Annotated in this window: 19 protein-coding genes; 8 read left to right on the plus strand and 11 right to left on the minus strand. The window is 71.0% G+C overall.

Annotated features, from left to right (window positions below; genetic code table 11):
• Positions 1-103 precede the first annotated feature (103 nt).
• The 3 genes from AB0C73_RS26080 (at position 104) to AB0C73_RS26090 (ending at position 3,343) form a co-directional block, all read left to right on the plus strand.
• Entirely contained in the window at positions 104-1,273 is a 1,170-nt protein-coding gene (locus tag AB0C73_RS26080; protein WP_362534570.1) for an acetyl-CoA acetyltransferase, read from the plus strand.
• A 110-nt stretch (positions 1,274-1,383) separates the two neighbouring features.
• Complete coding sequence (locus AB0C73_RS26085; protein WP_362534573.1) at positions 1,384-2,637, plus strand: FAD-dependent monooxygenase; 1,254 nt, start codon at positions 1,384-1,386, stop codon at positions 2,635-2,637.
• A 19-nt stretch (positions 2,638-2,656) separates the two neighbouring features.
• On the plus strand, positions 2,657-3,343 hold the full coding sequence (locus tag AB0C73_RS26090; protein WP_362534576.1) for a pyridoxal 5'-phosphate synthase: 687 nt from the start codon (positions 2,657-2,659) through the stop codon (positions 3,341-3,343).
• Between the two features lie 16 nt (positions 3,344-3,359).
• Here AB0C73_RS26090 and AB0C73_RS26095 read toward each other — a convergent pair whose 3' ends face one another.
• The 5 genes from AB0C73_RS26095 to AB0C73_RS26115 form a co-directional block, all read right to left on the minus strand.
• On the minus strand, positions 3,360-5,255 hold the full coding sequence (locus AB0C73_RS26095) for an AMP-binding protein (RefSeq protein WP_362534579.1): 1,896 nt from the start codon (positions 5,253-5,255) through the stop codon (positions 3,360-3,362).
• A 51-nt stretch (positions 5,256-5,306) separates the two neighbouring features.
• Positions 5,307-5,879 (minus strand): TetR/AcrR family transcriptional regulator, encoded by a 573-nt coding sequence (locus tag AB0C73_RS26100; RefSeq protein ID WP_362534773.1) that lies wholly within the window; start codon positions 5,877-5,879, stop codon positions 5,307-5,309.
• Between the two features lie 121 nt (positions 5,880-6,000).
• A complete protein-coding gene (locus tag AB0C73_RS26105; protein WP_362534582.1) occupies positions 6,001-7,317 on the minus strand; it encodes a dicarboxylate/amino acid:cation symporter in 1,317 nt (438 codons plus the stop codon).
• Between the two features lie 410 nt (positions 7,318-7,727).
• A complete protein-coding gene (locus tag AB0C73_RS26110; RefSeq protein WP_362534585.1) occupies positions 7,728-7,994 on the minus strand; it encodes a DUF4229 domain-containing protein in 267 nt (88 codons plus the stop codon).
• Between the two features lie 72 nt (positions 7,995-8,066).
• Positions 8,067-8,627, minus strand: coding sequence for a hypothetical protein (locus AB0C73_RS26115; RefSeq protein WP_362534588.1), 561 nt, complete (start codon positions 8,625-8,627; stop codon positions 8,067-8,069).
• A 167-nt stretch (positions 8,628-8,794) separates the two neighbouring features.
• On the opposite strand from AB0C73_RS26115, the gene AB0C73_RS26120 reads away from it, so the two are divergent.
• Entirely contained in the window at positions 8,795-9,328 is a 534-nt protein-coding gene (locus AB0C73_RS26120; RefSeq protein ID WP_362534590.1) for a GNAT family N-acetyltransferase, read from the plus strand.
• A 71-nt stretch (positions 9,329-9,399) separates the two neighbouring features.
• Here AB0C73_RS26120 and mqnE read toward each other — a convergent pair whose 3' ends face one another.
• On the minus strand, positions 9,400-10,563 hold the full coding sequence (gene mqnE, locus AB0C73_RS26125; protein ID WP_362534593.1) for an aminofutalosine synthase MqnE: 1,164 nt from the start codon (positions 10,561-10,563) through the stop codon (positions 9,400-9,402).
• A 47-nt stretch (positions 10,564-10,610) separates the two neighbouring features.
• The gene (locus tag AB0C73_RS26130) at positions 10,611-11,066 is read right to left on the minus strand and encodes an Lrp/AsnC family transcriptional regulator (RefSeq protein WP_362534596.1); all 456 of its coding nucleotides are present in this window, start codon (positions 11,064-11,066) and stop codon (positions 10,611-10,613) included.
• A gap of 125 nt (positions 11,067-11,191) precedes the next feature.
• Here AB0C73_RS26130 and AB0C73_RS26135 point away from each other — a divergent pair, with 125 nt between their 5' ends.
• Positions 11,192-11,317: a hypothetical protein gene (locus AB0C73_RS26135; RefSeq protein WP_362534598.1), complete on the plus strand. Its 126-nt coding sequence runs from the start codon at positions 11,192-11,194 to the stop codon at positions 11,315-11,317.
• Between the two features lie 4 nt (positions 11,318-11,321).
• Here AB0C73_RS26135 and AB0C73_RS26140 read toward each other — a convergent pair whose 3' ends face one another.
• The gene (locus AB0C73_RS26140; protein ID WP_362534775.1) at positions 11,322-12,002 is read right to left on the minus strand and encodes a UbiX family flavin prenyltransferase; all 681 of its coding nucleotides are present in this window, start codon (positions 12,000-12,002) and stop codon (positions 11,322-11,324) included.
• A 104-nt stretch (positions 12,003-12,106) separates the two neighbouring features.
• Here AB0C73_RS26140 and AB0C73_RS26145 point away from each other — a divergent pair, with 104 nt between their 5' ends.
• Entirely contained in the window at positions 12,107-12,733 is a 627-nt protein-coding gene (locus AB0C73_RS26145; RefSeq protein WP_362534601.1) for a rhomboid family intramembrane serine protease, read from the plus strand.
• Positions 12,734-12,801: 68 nt separating this feature from the next.
• Here the strand turns inward: AB0C73_RS26145 and mqnP are convergent, their stop codons facing one another.
• Both mqnP and AB0C73_RS26155 read right to left on the minus strand, forming a co-directional pair.
• Positions 12,802-13,704 carry a menaquinone biosynthesis prenyltransferase MqnP gene (mqnP, locus tag AB0C73_RS26150; protein WP_362534604.1) on the minus strand — a complete coding sequence of 301 codons (903 nt, stop codon included), beginning with the start codon at positions 13,702-13,704 and terminating at the stop codon, positions 12,802-12,804.
• Positions 13,701-15,152, minus strand: coding sequence for a menaquinone biosynthesis decarboxylase (locus tag AB0C73_RS26155; RefSeq protein ID WP_362534607.1), 1,452 nt, complete (start codon positions 15,150-15,152; stop codon positions 13,701-13,703). The genes mqnP and AB0C73_RS26155 overlap by 4 nt, the downstream gene beginning before the upstream one ends.
• 91 nt (positions 15,153-15,243) lie before the next feature.
• Between AB0C73_RS26155 and AB0C73_RS26160 the strand changes: the two genes are divergently transcribed.
• Positions 15,244-15,648 (plus strand): PLD nuclease N-terminal domain-containing protein, encoded by a 405-nt coding sequence (locus AB0C73_RS26160; protein WP_362534610.1) that lies wholly within the window; start codon positions 15,244-15,246, stop codon positions 15,646-15,648.
• Between the two features lies 1 nt (position 15,649).
• A complete protein-coding gene (locus AB0C73_RS26165; protein ID WP_362534611.1) occupies positions 15,650-16,534 on the plus strand; it encodes a LysR family transcriptional regulator in 885 nt (294 codons plus the stop codon).
• Here the strand turns inward: AB0C73_RS26165 and AB0C73_RS26170 are convergent.
• Entirely contained in the window at positions 16,437-17,366 is a 930-nt protein-coding gene (locus AB0C73_RS26170) for a DMT family transporter (RefSeq protein ID WP_362534613.1), read from the minus strand. The genes AB0C73_RS26165 and AB0C73_RS26170 overlap by 98 nt on opposite strands.
• Positions 17,367-17,375: the final 9 nt, after the last annotated feature.

Raw genomic sequence — 17,375 nt, forward strand, 5'->3', positions numbered from 1 at the left:
CATGTTAGGACCCCGCGGGCCAGAAGCACAGACCGCCGGAGCCTCCGGTCGAGCCGGAACCGAGGTGGGGTGGCGGACCCGGATCTGATGTACCGTCAGATTCATGCCCACCACCCCAACGGACCGCCGTCGCCGCGTCGCCGTCGTCGGCATATCCCTCTCCGACTGCGGCCGGGTCGACGACGCCACGCCGTACGCCCTGCACGCCCAGGCCGCCCGCCGCGCCCTCGCGGACAGCGGCCTGGACCGCTCCGTGATCGACGGCCTCGCCTCGGCGGGCCTCGGCACCCTCGCGCCGGTGGAGGTGGCCGAGTATCTGGGCCTTCGCCCGCGCTGGGTGGACTCCACCTCCGTCGGCGGCGCGACCTGGGAGGTCATGGCGGCGCACGCCGCCGACGCCATCGCCGCCGGGCACGCCAACGCCGTGCTGCTCGTCTACGGCTCCACCGCCCGCGCCGACATCAGGGCGCGCCGGCGCACCGGCAACCTCTCCTTCGGGGCGCGCGGACCGCTGCAGTTCGAAGTGCCGTACGGGCACAGCCTGATCGCCAAGTACGCGATGGCCGCGCGCCGCCACATGCACGAGTACGGCACCACGATCGAGCAGCTGGCGGGGGTCGCGGTCGAGGCCCGGGCGCACGCGGCGCTCAACCCGGAGGCGATGTTCCGCGACCCGGTCACGGTGGACGAGGTGCAGGGCGGTCCGATGATCGCCGACCCCTTCACCAGGCTGCACTGCTGCATCCGCAGCGACGGGGGCTGCGCGGTGCTGCTCGCGGCGGAGGAGTACGTGCCGGACACGGCGAAGGCGCCGGTGTGGGTCCTCGGCACGGGCGAGCACGTCTCGCACACCGCGATGTCCCAGTGGGAGGACTTCACGGTCTCTCCGGCGGCGGTCAGCGGCCGGCTCGCCTTCGAGCGGGCGGGCGTGCGCCCGGCGGACGTCGACGTCGCCGAGATCTACGACGCCTTCACCTACATGACCCTGGTGACCCTGGAGGACCTGGGCTTCTGCGCGAAGGGGGAGGGCGGCCCGTACTTCGCCGGGAAGGACCGGCGGGTGACGGTGAACACGGACGGCGGGGGCCTGTCCGCCTGCCACCCGGGGATGCGGGGGCTGTTCCTGCTGGTCGAGGCGGTACGCCAACTGCGGGGCGAGGCACCGGGGTTGCAGGTGCGGAGGGCGGACGGCTCGCTGCCGGAGCTGGCGGTGGCGTCGGGGACGGGGGGCTGGTTCTGCTCGTCGGGAACGGTGGTGCTCGGCCGGGGCTGACCGCCCAGTGAGAATCTATACAGTCGTCATAGACAGACGTGTAGGACATCCGTATAGTCGTGGGTGCGGGGCCGACGCGGCCCCGCACCCACCCGACAAGGAGTCCTGCCATGACCAGCTCCGTCCGCCCTTCCAAGACCGTCCTGATCTCCGGCGCCTCCGTCGCCGGCCCCGCCCTCGCCCTCTGGCTGCACCGCTACGGGTTCGTCCCCACCGTCGTCGAGAAGGCCCCCGCCCTGCGCACCGGCGGCTACAAGGTCGACCTGCGCGGCGGCGCCATCGAGATCTGCGCGCGGATGGGCATCCTCGACGAGGTCCGCGCCCGCTCCACGGACATGGCGGGCGGCTCGTACGTCGACTCCCGCGGCCGCACGATCGGCGAGCTGCCGGCCGAGATCTTCGGCGGCCGGGAGGAGGGGGACGACGAGATCATGCGCGGCGACCTGGCCCGGATCCTGTACGAGCGGACGCGCGACGACGTCGAGTACCTCTTCGGCGACTCCATCGCCCGCCTCGACGAGGACGCGGACGGCGTGACCGTCACCTTCGACTCCGGCACCGTCCGGCGCTTCGACCTGGTGGTCGGCGCGGACGGCATGCACTCGCACACCCGGCGGCTCGTCTTCGGCGACGAGCGGCGCTTCCGGCGGCACCTCGGCGCGTACATCTCCATCTTCTCGGCGCCCAACCGGCTCGGCCTCACCCGCTGGGAGACCTACCACGCCCTCCCGCACAAGCTGGTCTGCGTCTACGCGACGGCCGGCGAGCGCTCCGACACCGCGAAGAACCTCTTCATCTTCTCCGCCCCCGACGAACTCCCCTACGCCCACCACGACACCGCCGCCCAGAAGCGCCTGCTCGCCAAGGCGTTCGCGGGCGACGACTGGGAGATCCCGGCCCTGATCGCGGACTCGGCCGACGCGGACGACTTCTACTTCGACTCCGTCGCCCTCATCCGCATGGACCGCTGGTCGCGCGGCCGGGTCGTCCTCGTCGGCGACGCCGCCCACTGCGCCTCCCCCGCCTCCGGCCAGGGCACCGGCCTCGCCCTCACCGGCGCCTACGTCCTGGCGGGCGAACTCGCGGCGGCCGGCGGCGCCCACGAGCGCGCCTTCGCGGCGTACGAGGCGGTCATGCGGCCGGGTGTCGAGCAGAACCAGCGGATGGCCGAGGGCTTCGTGAAGGAGCTGACCGTGGACACCAGGTGGAAGATCGCCCTGCGCATGTTCATGGTCCGGACGCTGCCGAGGACGCCCTGGAAGAACCTGATCGCGAAGAAGATCCGGGACGACATCCAGAAGGCGGCGAACGCGGTCCCGCTGAAGGAGTACGGGGCGTACGAGGCCCACCGCCTGGCCTCATGATGGCCTCATGATGGACGCCATGAACGAAGGACTGGACGACGAACCGGACGACGAGCGGCGTTTTCAGGAGGCCCTGCGGTCTCTCCGGGTCTGGGACACCGAGCTGCCCGGCTTCGATCCGGCGGACGTGCCGGAGGAGCCGGTCGCGCTCTTCCACGGCTGGTTCATCGAGGCGGTCGCGGCCGGGGCGGTCGAGCCGCACACCATGACGCTCGCCACGGTGGACGGCGACGGACGGCCGGACGCGCGGATCGTGATGCTGCACGGGGCGGACGCGCGCGGCTGGCACTTCGCCTCGCACGCGGGCAGCGCCAAGGGCCGCCAGCTCGCCGCCCGGCCCGAGGCGGCGCTCACCTTCTACTGGCCCGCGCAGGGCCGCCAGGTGCGGGTACGGGGCCGGGTGGCCGCCGGGACGCGCGAGGAGGCGTACGCGGATCTGCACGCCCGGACGACCGGAGCGCTCGCCTCCGCGCTCGTGGGGCACCAGAGCGAACCCCTCGGCTCGCTCGGCGAACTGGCCGACGCGAGCGCCGCAGCCTGGGAGCGGGCCCTGCAGGAGCCGGACGCGCACGCGGAGAGCTGGACGCCGTACGTGGTCGAGCCCGAGGAGGTCGAGTTCTTCCAGGGGGACGAGCGGCGCCGGCACGTACGGCTGCGGTACCGGAGGAACCCGAGCGGCTGGACCCGCGAACTCCTCTGGCCGTGAGCCCGGGCCCGTAGCCCTACCTCTCGTACATCTCCTCGATCTCCTTCGCGAAGTCCCTCAGCACCGCCCTCCGCTTCAGCTTCAGCGACGGCGTCATGTGTCCGCTGCTCTCCGTCCACTCCCTGGTCAGCACCCGGAACGCGCGGATCGACTCCGCCCGCGAGACGAGCCGGTTGGCGTCGTCGACGGCCCGCTGCACCACGGCGAGGAGTTCGGGGTCGCGGGTGAGTTCCCACAGGGCCAGGTGGTCCTTGTGCCGCATCCGGCGCCAGTGGAGCAGGCCCTCGTGGTCCAGGGTGACGAGCGCCGAGACGTACGGCCGGTCGTCACCCAGGACCATGCACTGGGCGACCAGCGGATGGGCGCGCAGCCAGTCCTCCAGGGGCGCGGGGGCGACGTTCTTGCCGGCGGAGGTGACGATCATGTCCTTCTTGCGGCCGGTGATCCGCAGATGGCCCTCGTCGTCGAGGGCGCCGAGGTCGCCGGTGGGGAACCAGCCCTCGTCGGTGTACGGGAGGGCGGCGCCGCGCTGGGCGTCCCAGTAACCGGCGAAGACATGGCCGCCCTTGACCCAGATCTCGCCGTCGCGGGCGATCCGTACGGAGGTGCCGGGCAGCGGGCGGCCGACGGTGCCGGGGCGCGGGCCGTGCAGCGGGGTGACGGTGGCGGCGGCGGTGGTCTCCGTCAGGCCGTACCCCTCGTAGACCTCGATGCCCGCACCGGAGAAGAACTCGGCGAGCCGGGCGCCGAGCGGGGAGCCGCCGCTGATGACGTGCTTGAGGCGGCCGCCGAACGCGGCCCGGATGCGCTTGTAGACGAGGGGTTCGTAGAGGGCGTGGGCCGCCCGCAGGCCGAGGGTGGGGCGGGTGGCGGCGGCCGTGCTGCGGCCGTAGCGCTCGGCGACCTGGGCGGCGCGGTCGAAGACGGCGGCGCGGCCCGCGCGTTCGGCGGTGGCGCGGGCGGTGTGGAAGACCTTCTCCAGGACGTAGGGGATGGCGAGGAGGAAGGTGGGGCGGAAGGAGGCCAGGTCGGCGAGGAGTTCGTCGCCCTCGACGGACGGCGCGTGCCCGACCCGGACCCGGGCGCGGACGCAGCCGATGGCGACCATCCGCCCGAAGACATGGGAGAGGGGCAGGAAGAGGAGGGTGGAGGGGGCCGAGGCGGGGTCCTTGCCCGCGGCGCTGAACACCGGGTGGAGGAGCGCGACCGCGTTGTCGGCCTCGGCGAAGAAGTTGGCGTGGGTGAGGGCGCAGCCCTTGGGGCGGCCGGTGGTGCCGGAGGTGTAGATGAGGGTGGCGAGGGTCTCCGGGGTGAGCAGTCCGCGGCGGGCGGTGACGGCCTCGTCGGCGACATGGGCGCCGGCCCGGCGCAGCTGGTCGACGGCGCCGGAGTCGAGCACCCAGAGGTGTCCGAGGGAGGGCAGCTGGCGGCGTTCGCCGGAGACGAGGCGCGCCTGGGCGGCGTCCTCGACGACGCAGGCGGCGGCGCCGGAGTCCTGGAGGATCCAGCGGACCTGGTAGGCCGAGGAGGTCGGATAGAGGGGGACGGTGACGAGTCCGGCGGCCCAGGCGGCGAAGTCGAGCACGGTCCACTCGTAGCGGGTGCGGGCCATCAGGGCGAGCCGGTCGCCGGGGCGCAGGCCCTGGGCGACGAGGCCCTTGGCGACGGAGTGCACGTCGGCGGCGAAGGCGGAGGCGGTGATGTCGGTCCAGACGCCGCCGGGGCCCTTGCGGGAGAAGAGCGGGGCGGCCGGGGCCTCGCGCGCGGTCTCGTACGGCAGGTCGGCGAGGGAGCCGCGGCGCGGCGGCGGCACGAGCGCGGGTACGGAGGCCTCCCGCACGATGCCGTCGACGCGGACCAACTCGGGCGTGGGCTCGGGCCGTGGCGCAAGGGCGCGCTCGGGGACGGGCATGTGCGGCTCCTCTGGGCGAGAACCGGACAGTAACCTTACTTCCGAGTAAATCTAGGGTGTGGAGAGGGATTTGGACAGATCCGGGTCCAGGCTCACCAGGCCCCGCCACACCAGACCCATCAGCGTCTCGGCCGCCCGCTCCGGCGGCACCTCGGCCCGCCGCCCGTTCGCCCAGTTCGCCAGCGACTCGGCCGCGCCGACCAGCGCCTGCGCGAGGCCCTCGGCGTCGCACGGCCCCGGCGCGGCGGCCGCGATGAGCCGCGCCACGTACCCGGCGATCCGCTCCCGCATCCGCTCGGCCTCGGTCGCGAACGGCTCGCCCTGCGCCCGCGCCTGCCGGCTGAGCACGGCCCAGGCGTCCGGGTGTCCGGCGGTGTGCCGGAAGAAGGCGAGCACCCCCGCCCACAGGCGCTCCTCGGCCGGTCCGTCGCCCTCCACGGCGGCGGCCACGACGCCGAGCAGCGCCTCGGCCTCACGCCGGATGCACGAGGTGAACAGCTCTTCCTTGGAGTGCAGATAGAGATAGACCAGCGGTTTGGAGACCCCCGCGAGCTCGGCGATCTCGTCCATCGACGCCGCCTGGTACCCGCGCCGGCCGAAGGTCAGCACGGCCGCGTCCATCATCTGCCGCTCGCGCACCTCGCGCGGCAGCCTCCTCGTCCCCGCCACGCGGCCAGCCTACGGGTACGCGCGAGGCCCGCGCCCCCGAAGGGGTGCGGGCCTCGCGACCGGGTGCGCTACAGCGTCAGGCCGCTGCGGCGACCGGCGTCTTCTGCTCGACGACGAGGTCGTCCACCAGGTCGTCGACCGGGGAGGCCGAGGCGGACTCGTAGGCGGCGCGGTCCAGGATCTTCTCGCGGGCGGAGACGATCACCGGGATCAGCGCCTGCCCGGCCACGTTGGTGGCGGTGCGCATCATGTCCAGGATCGGGTCGATCGCCATGAGCAGGCCGACGCCCTCCAGGGGCAGGCCCAGGGTGGACAGGGTCAGGGTGAGCATGACCGTCGCGCCGGTGAGACCGGCGGTGGCCGCCGAGCCGATCACCGAGACGAAGGCGATGAGCAGGTACTCCTTGACGCCCAGCTGCACGTCGAAGATCTGCGCGATGAAGATCGCGGCGAGCGCCGGGTAGATCGCGGCGCAGCCGTCCATCTTGGTCGTGGCGCCGAACGGCACGGAGAAGGAGGCGTACTCCTTCGGGACGCCGAGGCGCTCGGTGACCCGCTGGGTGACCGGCATGGTGCCGACGGAGGAGCGGGAGACGAAGGCCAGCTGGATGGCGGGCCAGGCGCCCTTGAAGAACTGGACGGGGTTCAGCTTGGCCACGGTCGCGAGGAGCAGCGGGTAGACGCCGAAGAGGACCAGCGCGCAGCCGATGTAGACGTCGGCGGTGAAGGTCGCGTACTTGCCGATGAGGTCCCAGCCGTAGTTCACGATGGCGCGGCCGATGAGGCCGGCGGTGCCGATCGGGGCGAGCCGGATGACCCACCACAGGGCCTTCTGCAGCAGTTCGAGGGCCGACTCGGAGAGGGACAGGATCGGCTGGGCCTTGGCGCCGAGCTTGAGGGCGGCGATGCCGGCGACGGCGGCCATGAAGACGATCTGCAGGACGTTCAGCTCGGTGAAGGGCGTGATGACGTCCGTCGGGACGATGCCCGTGAGGAAGTCGATCCAGCTGCCGGTGTGCTCGGGCAGCTTGCCGTCCTTCGGGCTGAGGCCGGTGCCGGCGCCCGGGTCGGTGATCAGGCCGATCGCGAGGCCGATGCCGACCGCGATCAGCGAGGTGATCATGAACCAGACGAGGGTCTGCGCGGCGAGCCGGGCCGCGTTGTTGACCTTCCGCAGGTTGGTGATGGAGACGAGGATCGCGAAGAAGACGAGCGGGGCGACGGCCAGCTTGAGCAGCTGGACGAAGATGCCGCCGACCTGGGCGAGGGTCTCCTGCAGCCAGCCGATGTCCTGGCTGCGGGCGAGCCAGCCGAGCAGGACGCCGATGACGAGACCGGCGACGATCTGGGCCCAGAACGGGACCTTGGGTATGCGCACGGAAGACGCGGACACGGACACACTCCATGAAGGGGACGGGGGTGCGGCGCACACGCTCGGGGCGCGGGCCGCTGCATGATGCCGGGATCGGTGATCGGGGATCAGTGATCAGTGATCGGAGATCGGAGATCGGTGATCAGAGCGCGCGGCAACAGACCGCGGACATACAGCGGCACAGATCGACGTGCAGGCGCGCCACGAGCGGGGTGCTCGCGGCATCGAGGAGGCGCACTGCGGTCGTCATGGCAGCACGTTAACACTTGAACTTTGAGAACCTCAAAGCGATTCTTTGATGTGCACTTCGGGGGCACCCCTGCGAAACCCCCTTGGAAACGCAGAAAACCCCAGGCGGAAGCCTTCGAAGCTCCCGCCCGGGGTGTCCCGGGTGACTCTGTGTGAGGTGCGTTACGCGGCGCTCCGCGCCGTCACGCGGCGTCCTCCGCCGAGCGGTTGGCCTCCAGGCGGCCCTTCGCGCGGTCGACCTTCCGGACGATGTCGACGCTCATCCGGTCCCGCTCCTTGCGCAGCAGCACGAAGCTGAGCGGCGCCGAGACGACCAGCGAGAGCAGCAGCACCCAGAGGAGGTTGGAGTCGCCGAGGCCACGCGGCAGCACGCCGACATAGACCAGGCCCCACAGCGCCAGGAAGCTGCCCGCGAAGATGCCGAGGCGCATCAGGGTGTAGCGGAGCATACGAGTCCCTCCCATAACGGACGATCGTCCCTCCAGTGAAGCACGGGGAGGGACGATCACCGGAGCCGGGGTTCAGATCAGCCAGCGCTGGTCGCGGACGATCGGCAGCCGGGCCCACCAGGCGCCGAGCCCGTAGTACGCGCCCGCGCCGGTCGCCGCCGTGACGAGGAGCAGCAGGGCGATCAGCCAGTGGTCGTCGAGGAACGGGTTGGTGTCGGGCCACAGGGTGACGAGCCACATGAAGCCCACCAGCAGGGTTCCGGCGCCGGCGGCTATCCGCATGCCGATGCCGAGGATCATCGCGAGTCCGACACCGAGGAGGCCGAGCATGAAGAGGGTGTCGAGCCACCAGGCCCCGGCCACCGAGTCGAAGATGTGGGCGAACGGGCCGGCGGTGCCGTGGAGCAGGAAGCCCTCGGTGGGGTGTCCGCCCTCGACCCACGCCCCGGCCGCCGGGGTGCTCCGGCCGAGACCGAAGGTCTTGTCGAGGAAGGGCCAGAGGAAGTAGAAGCCGACGAGGACGCGGGTGACGGCGAGGAGCCGGCGGGCGACGGCCGAGCGGACGACGACGTCGTCCCGGTCACCCGGGAGGGTGGTGCGACCGGTGGCGCGATCCGGCGCGTGAAGTGCCATGACGGGGCCTTCTTTCGACGGGGCGGGCTCTCGTGAAAGCTTTCACAAGCTCCACTGAGAAGGTACCCCGTTCTTGACGTGTCCCCGACGGGCCGAAGGTCCCGATCCGTACGGCCGAAGGTCGGAAGACCCTTGAGCCTCCCCGAGGTAATACATAAGCTGCCGCCATGACCCTTACCTTCGAGCTGGATCCGGCCGTCGACCGCGCCCTGCGCGACGGCGTCCTCGCCCTCTGGGCGGACGTCTCCAACGCGGGCGGCGCCGTCGGCTTCGTCCCGCCCGTGACACCGGAGGAGATCCGGCCCGCGCTGCTCCAGCACCTGGTCGGCATGGCGAAGGGAGACACCCGGCTGCTCGTCGGCCGGGACGCGGACGGCGAGATCGCCGCGACCGCGTTCTTCACGTACAACAGCCACCGCCTGATGACGCACTGGGTGTGGCTGTACACGGTGATGGTGCACCCCAGGCACCAGGGCAAGGGGTACGGACTCGACCTCATGGCGGCTGCCGAGCACGCCGCCCGTACCGCCGAGGGCTTCGAGCACATCGAGGCGATCCGGCTCACCTGCCGCGGCGGCACCGGCGTCGACACCTTCTACGCGCGGGCCGGCTACAAGGAGGTCGGACGCGTCCCGGCCGCCATCCGGGTGGCCCCGGGCGACGACCGCGACGACATCGCGATGCTGCTGACGCTGAGGTGACTCGTGACTCGTGACTCGTAGCCCGTAGCCCGTAGCCCGTAGCTCGTACCGAGGGGGGCGGACCCCGAGGGTCAGACCCGCATCGGCTGCGGCGACTCGCGGCGCCCGGCGTCCGGACCCGGGTACTCGCGGATGACCTCGTAGCGCGTGTTGCGCTCGACCGGCCGGAAGCCGGCGTCCCGGATCAGCTCCAGGAGGTCCTCCCGGGTCAGCTTGTTCGGGGTGCCGTAGTTGTCGGCGTCGTGCGTGATCTTGTACTCGACGACCGAGCCGTCCATGTCGTCCGCGCCGTGCTGGAGGGCCAGCTGCGCGGTCTGGACGCCGTGCATCACCCAGAAGACCTTGACGTGCGGGACGTTGTCGAAGAGCAGCCGGGAGACGGCGAAGGTCTTCAGGGCCTCGGCGCCGGTCGCCATCGTGGTCCGCGCCTGGAGCCTGTTGCGGACCTTGCCGTCCTTCATGTCCACGAAGTCGTGCTGGTAGCGCAGCGGGATGAAGACCTGGAAGCCGCCGGTCTCGTCCTGGAGCTCGCGCAGCCGCAGCACATGGTCCACGCGGTGGCGCGGCTCCTCGATGTGCCCGTACAGCATCGTGGCCGGGGTCTTGAGCCCCTTCTCGTGCGCGAGGCGGTGGATCCGGGACCAGTCCTCCCAGTGGGTGTCGTGGTCCACGATGTGCTGCCGGACCTCCCAGTCGAAGATCTCGGCGCCGCCACCGGTCAGCGACTCCAGACCGGCCTCGATCAGCTCGTCGAGGATCTCGCTCGCGCTGAGCCCCGAGATGGTCTCGAAGTGGTGGATCTCGGTGGCGGTGAAGGCCTTGAGGGAGACGTCCGGGAGCGCCTTCTTCAGCTCGGAGAGCGAGCGCGGGTAGTAGCGCCAGGGCAGGTTGGGGTGCAGCCCGTTGACGATGTGGAGTTCGGTGAGATTCTCGCTCTCCATCGCCTTCGCGAGGCGCACGGCCTCCTCGATGCGCATGGTGTACGCGTCCTTCTCGCCCGGCTTGCGCTGGAAGGAGCAGTAGGCGCAGGAGGCGGTGCAGACGTTGGTCATGTTCAGATGCCGGTTGACATTGAAGTGGACCACGTCGCCGTTCTTGCGGGTCCGGACCTCGTGGGCCAGACCGCCGAGCCAGGCGAGGTCGTCGGACGCGTAGAGCGCGATGCCGTCCTCGCGGCTCAGCCGCTCACCGGCCAGCACCTTCTGCTCCAGCTCACGCTTGAGCCCAGCGTCCATCAAGCCCGCCTCCCATATCTCCGTCTTCAGGCGTCCCAACCGTACTCTCAGACGCTTTCCGGCAGCTCTCCGACCCGGTTCTCCCACTTGGTGGAGAGCACGATCGTGGTCCGGGTGCGCGAGACGCCCTTGGTGCCGGAGAGGCGGCGGATCGTCTTCTCCAGGCCGTCGACGTCGCTGGCGCGGACCTTGAGCATGAAGGAGTCGTCGCCGGCGATGAACCAGCAGTCCTCGATCTCGGCGAGGTCCTTCAGACGCCGGGCCACGTCCTCGTGGTCGGCGGCGTCGGAGAGGGAGATGCCGATGAGGGCGGTGACACCGAGGCCGAGGGAGGCCGCGTCGACGGTGGCGCGGTAGCCGGTGATGACCCCGGCGGCCTCCAGACGGTTGATGCGGTCGGTGACGGAGGGGCCGGAGAGCCCGACGAGCCGCCCGAGCTCGGCGTACGAGGCCCGGCCGTTCTCGCGCAGGGCCTGGATGAGCTGACTGTCCACGGCGTCCATAGGGAAATACCTTCCATTGTCCAGCGGTACCGCGAGTTTAGGTATAGAATCTAAGGTACACAGGGGCCGACACCCTGTGAATCTTTCAGTGGATCAAAGACGATCTTTCAGGAGTGGTGTCCACCATGTACACGATCGAGATGGCCTACGCCCGTATGCGCGAGCTGCAGGACCTGGCCAACCGCTCGCGTGCGTACAAGACCTCCGCCGCTGCGAAGCGCGCCGCCAAGAAGGCCGCCAAGAAGCGCTAGTCCTCTACGGGGTCCGGAGTGCTCCACCGAGCTCTCCCTCCCAACGGCGGTACAGCCGGTGCGGCACCCCTGCCGCGTCGAGCACCCGCCCCGCGACGAAGTCCACGAGGTCCTGGATGTGCGTCGCACCCGCGTAGAACCCTGGAGAGGCGGGCAGCACCACGGCGCCCGCCTCGTCCAGCGCCACCATGTGCCTGAGGGTCTGCCCGTTCAGCGGCGTCTCCCGCACGGCGACCACCAGCGGCCGCCGCTCCTTGAGCGTCACGCTCGCGACCCGCTGCAGCAGATCCTTCGAGAGCCCGAGCGCGATACCCGCCACCGCGGCCGTCGACGCCGGCACCACCAGCATTCCCTTGACGGGGTACGACCCCGAGGACGGCCCCGCGGCCAGGTCCCCGGCCGCCCAGTACCGCACGTCGCTCACGTCGACACCGCCGAAGGTGCCGGGCTTCCCGTCGGCGCCCCGCGCCAGCCACACGGCCAGGTCCTCGCGCCAGTGCGCGTCCCGGAACGCGATTCCCGTCTCGTCGAGCAGCGTCAGCCGCGAGGCCCGCGACACCACCAGATCGACGCTCTCCCCCGCCGCGAGCAGCCCCCGCACCACGGCGGCGGCATACGGCGTCCCGGACGCCCCGGACACCCCGACCACCCAGGGACGACGCTGCTTGCTGTTCTCCGGCTCCACGCGCTCCACGCCGACGAGCCTATCCGGCGGGGCGTGCCGGGCAGTCGGTAAGGTGCCCCCGACGTTCACCGCGCGGGGTACGCGCAACACGCAGGGGGGCTGCGATGACCTGGAACGGAACCGCCGGCGGGGGCGCCACGGGGATCCCGGAGTGGAGTCGGGCCGACCGGGCGAAGGCCGCCGTCAAACTGATGACGGGCTGGGTCGCCCTGCTGTGGGTCCTGGAGGGCGTCGACTTCGCGACCGGGCACGCCCTGGACGCGTACGGCATCGTCCCGCGCGAGACCGCGGGACTCGCGCACATCGTGCCCGCCGCCTTCCTCCACTTCGGCTTCGGACACGTCGCCTCGAACAGCGTCCCCTTGCTTGTGCTCGGCTTCCTCGCCGCACTCGGCGGGATCCGGCGGCTCCTCGGCGTCGTCGCCCTGATCGTGGTCGCCGACGGGCTCGGGGTCTGGCTGTTCTCCCCGTCGAACAGCATCACGGCCGGCGCCTCCGGCGTCGTCTTCGGCCTGTTCGGCTATCTGGTGACCCGCGGCTTCGTGAACCGGCGCCCGCTGGAGGTGGTCGTCGGCCTGGCAGTCGCCGCGCTCTGGGGCGGCACCCTGCTCACCGGCCTGGTCCCCCAGGCCGGCATCAGCTGGCAGGGCCACCTCTTCGGACTGCTCGCGGGCGCGGGCGCGGCCTTCCTGCCGCGCCGTCGCCCGGGCCCGTCCGCGCTCCGCGCGTAAGCACGCGGGACCGGCCGGGCCCGGGTGTCAGCGCGGCCCGGGTGCCAGAGCGGCCTGGGCCTCAGAGCTCAGAGCGTCAGCCCGCGCACCAGCAGATCGAGCAGCGCGCACAGGAAGAGACAGACGCCGATGAAGCCGTTCGTCGTGAAGAACGCCCGGTTCAGGCGGGACAGGTCGTGCGGCTTCACGATCGAGTGCTCGTAGCAGAAGGCGACCGCCACGACCACCAGCCCGGCCCAGAAGAACCCGCCCGCGTCCGTGACCAGCGCGTACCAGACCAGCAGGCCCGTCGTCACGACCGCCGACACCCGCGCGCCCCACAGGGCGGCCGGGATGCCGAAGCGGGCCGGGACGGACATGACGCCGTGGGCGCGGTCCGCCTGGACGTCCTGGCAGGCGAAGATCAGGTCGAAGCCGCCGATCCAGATGCCGACCGCGAGGCCCAGGATCACCGCGTCCCAGGACCACTCCCCCGTCACCGCGAGCCACGCGCCGATCGGGCCGATGGCCTGGGCGAGGCCGAGGATCGCGTGCGGGAAGTTGGTGAACCGCTTGCCGTACGGATAGACCACCATCGGGATGACGGCGAGCGGCGCGAGCGCCAGGCACAGCGGGTTGAGCAGCGCGGCCGCCCCTAGGAAGACCACGACGGCCACCCCGGCCCCGGTCCACGCGGACCGCACCGACACCGCCCCCGTCACCAGCTCCCGGTTCGCGGTGCGCGGATTACGCGCGTCGATCTCGCGGTCGATGATCCGGTTGCACGCCATGGCGAAGGTCCGCAGACCCACCATGCACACGGTCACCAGGAACAGCGTCCACCAGTGGATCCGCTGGTCGAGCTGGAACATCGCGGTGAGCGAGGCGATGTACGCGAAGGGCAGCGCGAAGACCGAGTGCTCGATCATCACGAGGCGCAGGAACGCCTTCGTACGGCCGGGCCGGGCGCCCGGCACCGCGGCGGTGGTCACAGCCCGTACTCCTTCCAGCGGCGGTCCACCAGGGCCGCCGTCGCCGGGTCCGACTCGACCATGTCCGGCCAGCCGCCGTCCCGGGTGTAGCCCTCCTCGGGCAGTTTCCTCGTCGCGTCGATGCCCGCCTTGCCGCCCCAGAACTGCTGGTAGGAGGCGTGGTCCAGGTGGTCCACCGGGCCCTCGACGACCGTCAGGTCGCGGGCGTAGTCCGTGTTGCCGAGCGCCCGCCAGGACACCTCGTGCAGATCGTGCACATCACAGTCCTTGTCGACCACGATGATCAGCTTGGTCAGCGACATCATGTGCGCGCCCCAGATGGCGTGCATGACCTTCTGCGCGTGCTTCGGGTACTTCTTGTCGATCGAGACGATCGCGCAGTTGTGGAAGCCGCCGGACTCCGGCAGGTGGTAGTCCACGATGTCCGGCACGATGATCTTGAGAAGCGGCAGGAAGAAGCGCTCCGTGGCCCGCCCGAGCGGCCCGTCCTCGGTCGGCGGCCGGCCGACCACGATCGACTGGAGCAGCGGACGCCTCCGCATCGTGACGCAGTCGATCTTCAGCGCCGGGAACGGCTCCTGCGGCGTGTAGAAGCCGGTGTGGTCACCGAAGGGCCCCTCCGGCAGCATCTCGCCCGGCTCCAGCCAGCCCTCGATCACCACCTCCGCCTGCGCCGGGACCTGGAGCGGGACGGTCTTGCAGTCGACCATCTCGATCCGCTTGCCCTGCACGAAGCCCGCGAAGAGGTACTCGTCGATGTCGCCCGGCAGCGGGGCGGTGGAGGCGTACGTCACGGCCGGCGGGCAGCCGAAGGCGATCGCGACCGGCAGCCGCTCACCGCGCTCCGCCGCCACCGCGTAGTGGTTGCGGCTGTCCTTGTGGATCTGCCAGTGCATGCCGATGGTGCGCTTGTCGTGCCGCTGGAGCCGGTAGAGGCCGAGATTGCGGACCCCGGTCTCCGGGTGCTTGGTGTGGGTCAGGCCCAGGTTGAAGAAGGAGCCGCCGTCCTTCGGCCAGGTGAAGAGGGCCGGCAGCCGGTCCAGGTCGACGTCGTCGCCGGTGAGCACGACCTCCTGGACAGGAGCCTCTTTGACCTTCTTCGGGGGCACATGGACCATCGAGCCCAGCTTCCCGAACGCCTCCCGCACCCCGACGAAGCCGTGCGGCAGCTCCGGCTTGAGCAGCCCGCCGATCTTCTCGCTGATCTCCCCGTACGACTTCAGGCCGAGCGCCTTGAGGAGACGCCGGTCCGTGCCGAACACGTTCATCGCGAGGGGCATGGCGGAGCCCTTGACGTTCTCGAAGAGGAGCGCCGGACCTCCCGCCTTGTTCACCCGGTCGACGATCTCCCCGACCTCCAGGTACGGGTCGACTTCGGCCTTGATGCGCTTGAGGTCGCCTTCGCGCTCCAGCGCCCGGAGCAGCGAGCGGAGATCGTCGTAAGCCATAGGGGTCAGTATCGGTCACCGGCTAGGCTGGGCGCGTCACCGGGGCCGCCGAAACACGCTGCCCGCCGTTGCTTCCAGGGGGCCGTCCCACATGCTCAGGGCACTGATGTTCATCCTGCCGCTGGCGCTGGTCATCTACTCGCTGATCGACTGCCTCAACACCCCCGAGGACGAGGTCAAGCACCTCCCCAAGGTCGTCTGGGTCATCATCATCCTGCTCTTCTGGATCGTCGGACCGATCGTCTGGTTCGCGGCCGGCAAGCTGCGCCGGCCCCCGGTCGGCGGCCGCACGCCCTCCGAGTGGCACGCCAACCACCGCCACGAGTGGATCGCGCCGGACGACAATCCCGAGTTCCTGAAGTCCCTGCGCGAAGAGAACAAGAAGGACGAGTCCCTGCTCAAGGACTGGGAGGCCGACCTGCGCCGCCGCGAGGAGGAACTGAAGCGCCGCGAGCAGGGCGGCGAGGCGCGGGGCGAGGAAGGCGAGAAGGCCTGACATGGAGCTCCGGCTCCTCGTGACCTTCGAGAAGGTCGCCGCGATGGGGTCCTTCACCCGGGCCGCCACCGAGCTCACCTACGCCCAGTCCAGCGTCACCAGCCAGATCCGCGCCCTGGAGTCCTCCCTCGGCGTGGACCTCTTCGAGCGGCTCGGCTCCCGGATCCGGCTCACCGAGGCGGGCGAGCGGCTGCTGCCGTACGCCCGCCAGATCATCGCCCTCGCCGACGAGGCCCGCGCCGCCGTCACCGGGGGCGGCGAACCGGCCGGGACGATCGCCGTCGGCACCATGGAGTCGCTCACCTCCTACCGCCTGACGCCGCTCCTCGAACTCTTCCACCACCGCTACCCGGGCGTCCGGCTCGCGCTGCGCCCCACACTCGGCGACGCGACCCGGCAGGCGCTGCGGGTGGGGACGTACGACCTCGGGCTCCTGATGGAACGGGAGACGGAGCACGAAGGTCTGGAGAGCGAGGTCCTCACCGAGGAGCCGCTGGTCCTGCTCGCCTCGCCGCGCCACCCGCTGGCCGGCCGGACCGGTCTCACCGCCGCGGAGCTCGCGGGCGCGGCGCTCGTGGGCACGGAGCCGGGGTGCGCGTACCGGGATCTGTTCGAGGCGGAACTGCGGCCGTACGGGCCGGTGTTCACCGAGTACGGCACGATCGAGGCGAGCAAGCGGGGCGTGGCGGCCGGGCTCGGCATCGCACTGCTGCCCCGGATCGCCGTCCGCGAGGAACTGGCGTCCGGGGCCCTGGTGGCACTGGACTGGCAGCCGCCCTTCACTCTCTTCACGCAGATCGCGTGGCGACGGGGGAAGCGGCTTCCGGAACACGTCCGGCTGTTCGTGGAGCAGGCGCGGCGGCTGGTGTCCGAGCAGCGAGGGTGACCCTGAGGCTGGCGAGCACGATCAGCGGGACGCCGAACGCCTGGACGAGCCCGATGTGGTGCCCGTACACGGCCCAGTCGGCCACCATCGCGACGGCCGGGTAGGTGAAGGCGAGTACGGCGATCCGGGCGGTGGGCAGCTTGGCGTACGCCGCGTACATCAGCACGTACATCACTCCGGTGTGGATGACCCCGAGCCCGACGAGCCAGCCCCACCCGGCCCCGAGCCGCGCGGCCTCGCCGAAGTCGGCGAAGGGCAGCAGGAGCGGGATGCCCGTGGTGACCTGCACGAGCGCGATCAGATGCGGCCGTACGCCGCTGATCCGCTTGGTCACGATCGTCGACAGGGCGTAGAGCACGGCGGCGGCGAGCGCGAAGCCGAGGCCCTTCAGCGACGCCGTGTCCCCGGGCCGGATGCCGGAGACGAGAACGAGCCCGGCGAAGGCGACGGCGAGCCAGCCGACCTTCGCGGCGCTGATCCGCTCCCGCAGGACGGCGGCGCCGAGGAGCACCAGGAAGAACGGCTGTGTGTGGTAGACGACGGTGGCGAAGGAGATCGAGGTGGCCTCGTACGCCTCGAAGAGGAACACCCAGTTGAAGACGATGAACGCCCCGCCGAGCGCCGCGAGCCCGAGCTTCTTCGCGGTGAACCCGTGCCCGGTGAAGAAGCCGCGCGCCAGGCTGTAGGCCCCGAGGGCGAGGGCCCCGAAGAGGCACCGGAAGAAGACGACGTCGAACGGGGAGGCCCCCGACTCGACGACGAAGATGCCGAGGGTGCCGGAGAGCACCATGGCGGCGGTCAGTTCGAGGTTTCCCCTGGTCTCGTTTCTCATGCCCATGAC

Origin of the sequence: Streptomyces sp. NPDC048623 (assembly GCF_040650755.1) — a bacterium.
GTDB lineage: Bacteria > Actinomycetota > Actinomycetes > Streptomycetales > Streptomycetaceae > Streptomyces.

Bases quoted from the DNA above. Each gene is read 5' to 3' on its own strand.
- AB0C73_RS26155 (WP_362534607.1), bottom strand. From the start codon at position 15,152: ATGGCTTACGACGATCTCCGCTCGCTGCTCCGGGCGCTGGAGCGCGAA.
- AB0C73_RS26100 (WP_362534773.1), bottom strand. From the start codon at position 5,879: ATGATGGACGCGGCCGTGCTGACCTTCGGCCGGCGCGGGTACCAGGCG.
- AB0C73_RS26165 (WP_362534611.1), top strand. From the start codon at position 15,650: ATGGAGCTCCGGCTCCTCGTGACCTTCGAGAAGGTCGCCGCGATGGGG.
- AB0C73_RS26095 (WP_362534579.1), bottom strand. From the start codon at position 5,255: ATGCCCGTCCCCGAGCGCGCCCTTGCGCCACGGCCCGAGCCCACGCCC.
- mqnE (WP_362534593.1), bottom strand. From the start codon at position 10,563: ATGGACGCTGGGCTCAAGCGTGAGCTGGAGCAGAAGGTGCTGGCCGGT.
- AB0C73_RS26110 (WP_362534585.1), bottom strand. From the start codon at position 7,994: ATGCTCCGCTACACCCTGATGCGCCTCGGCATCTTCGCGGGCAGCTTC.
- AB0C73_RS26120 (WP_362534590.1), top strand. From the start codon at position 8,795: ATGACCCTTACCTTCGAGCTGGATCCGGCCGTCGACCGCGCCCTGCGC.
- AB0C73_RS26170 (WP_362534613.1), bottom strand. From the start codon at position 17,366: ATGAGAAACGAGACCAGGGGAAACCTCGAACTGACCGCCGCCATGGTG.
- AB0C73_RS26130 (WP_362534596.1), bottom strand. From the start codon at position 11,066: ATGGACGCCGTGGACAGTCAGCTCATCCAGGCCCTGCGCGAGAACGGC.
- AB0C73_RS26115 (WP_362534588.1), bottom strand. From the start codon at position 8,627: ATGGCACTTCACGCGCCGGATCGCGCCACCGGTCGCACCACCCTCCCG.
- AB0C73_RS26080 (WP_362534570.1), top strand. From the start codon at position 104: ATGCCCACCACCCCAACGGACCGCCGTCGCCGCGTCGCCGTCGTCGGC.
- AB0C73_RS26135 (WP_362534598.1), top strand. From the start codon at position 11,192: ATGTACACGATCGAGATGGCCTACGCCCGTATGCGCGAGCTGCAGGAC.
- AB0C73_RS26085 (WP_362534573.1), top strand. From the start codon at position 1,384: ATGACCAGCTCCGTCCGCCCTTCCAAGACCGTCCTGATCTCCGGCGCC.
- AB0C73_RS26090 (WP_362534576.1), top strand. From the start codon at position 2,657: ATGAACGAAGGACTGGACGACGAACCGGACGACGAGCGGCGTTTTCAG.
- AB0C73_RS26145 (WP_362534601.1), top strand. From the start codon at position 12,107: ATGACCTGGAACGGAACCGCCGGCGGGGGCGCCACGGGGATCCCGGAG.
- AB0C73_RS26160 (WP_362534610.1), top strand. From the start codon at position 15,244: ATGCTCAGGGCACTGATGTTCATCCTGCCGCTGGCGCTGGTCATCTAC.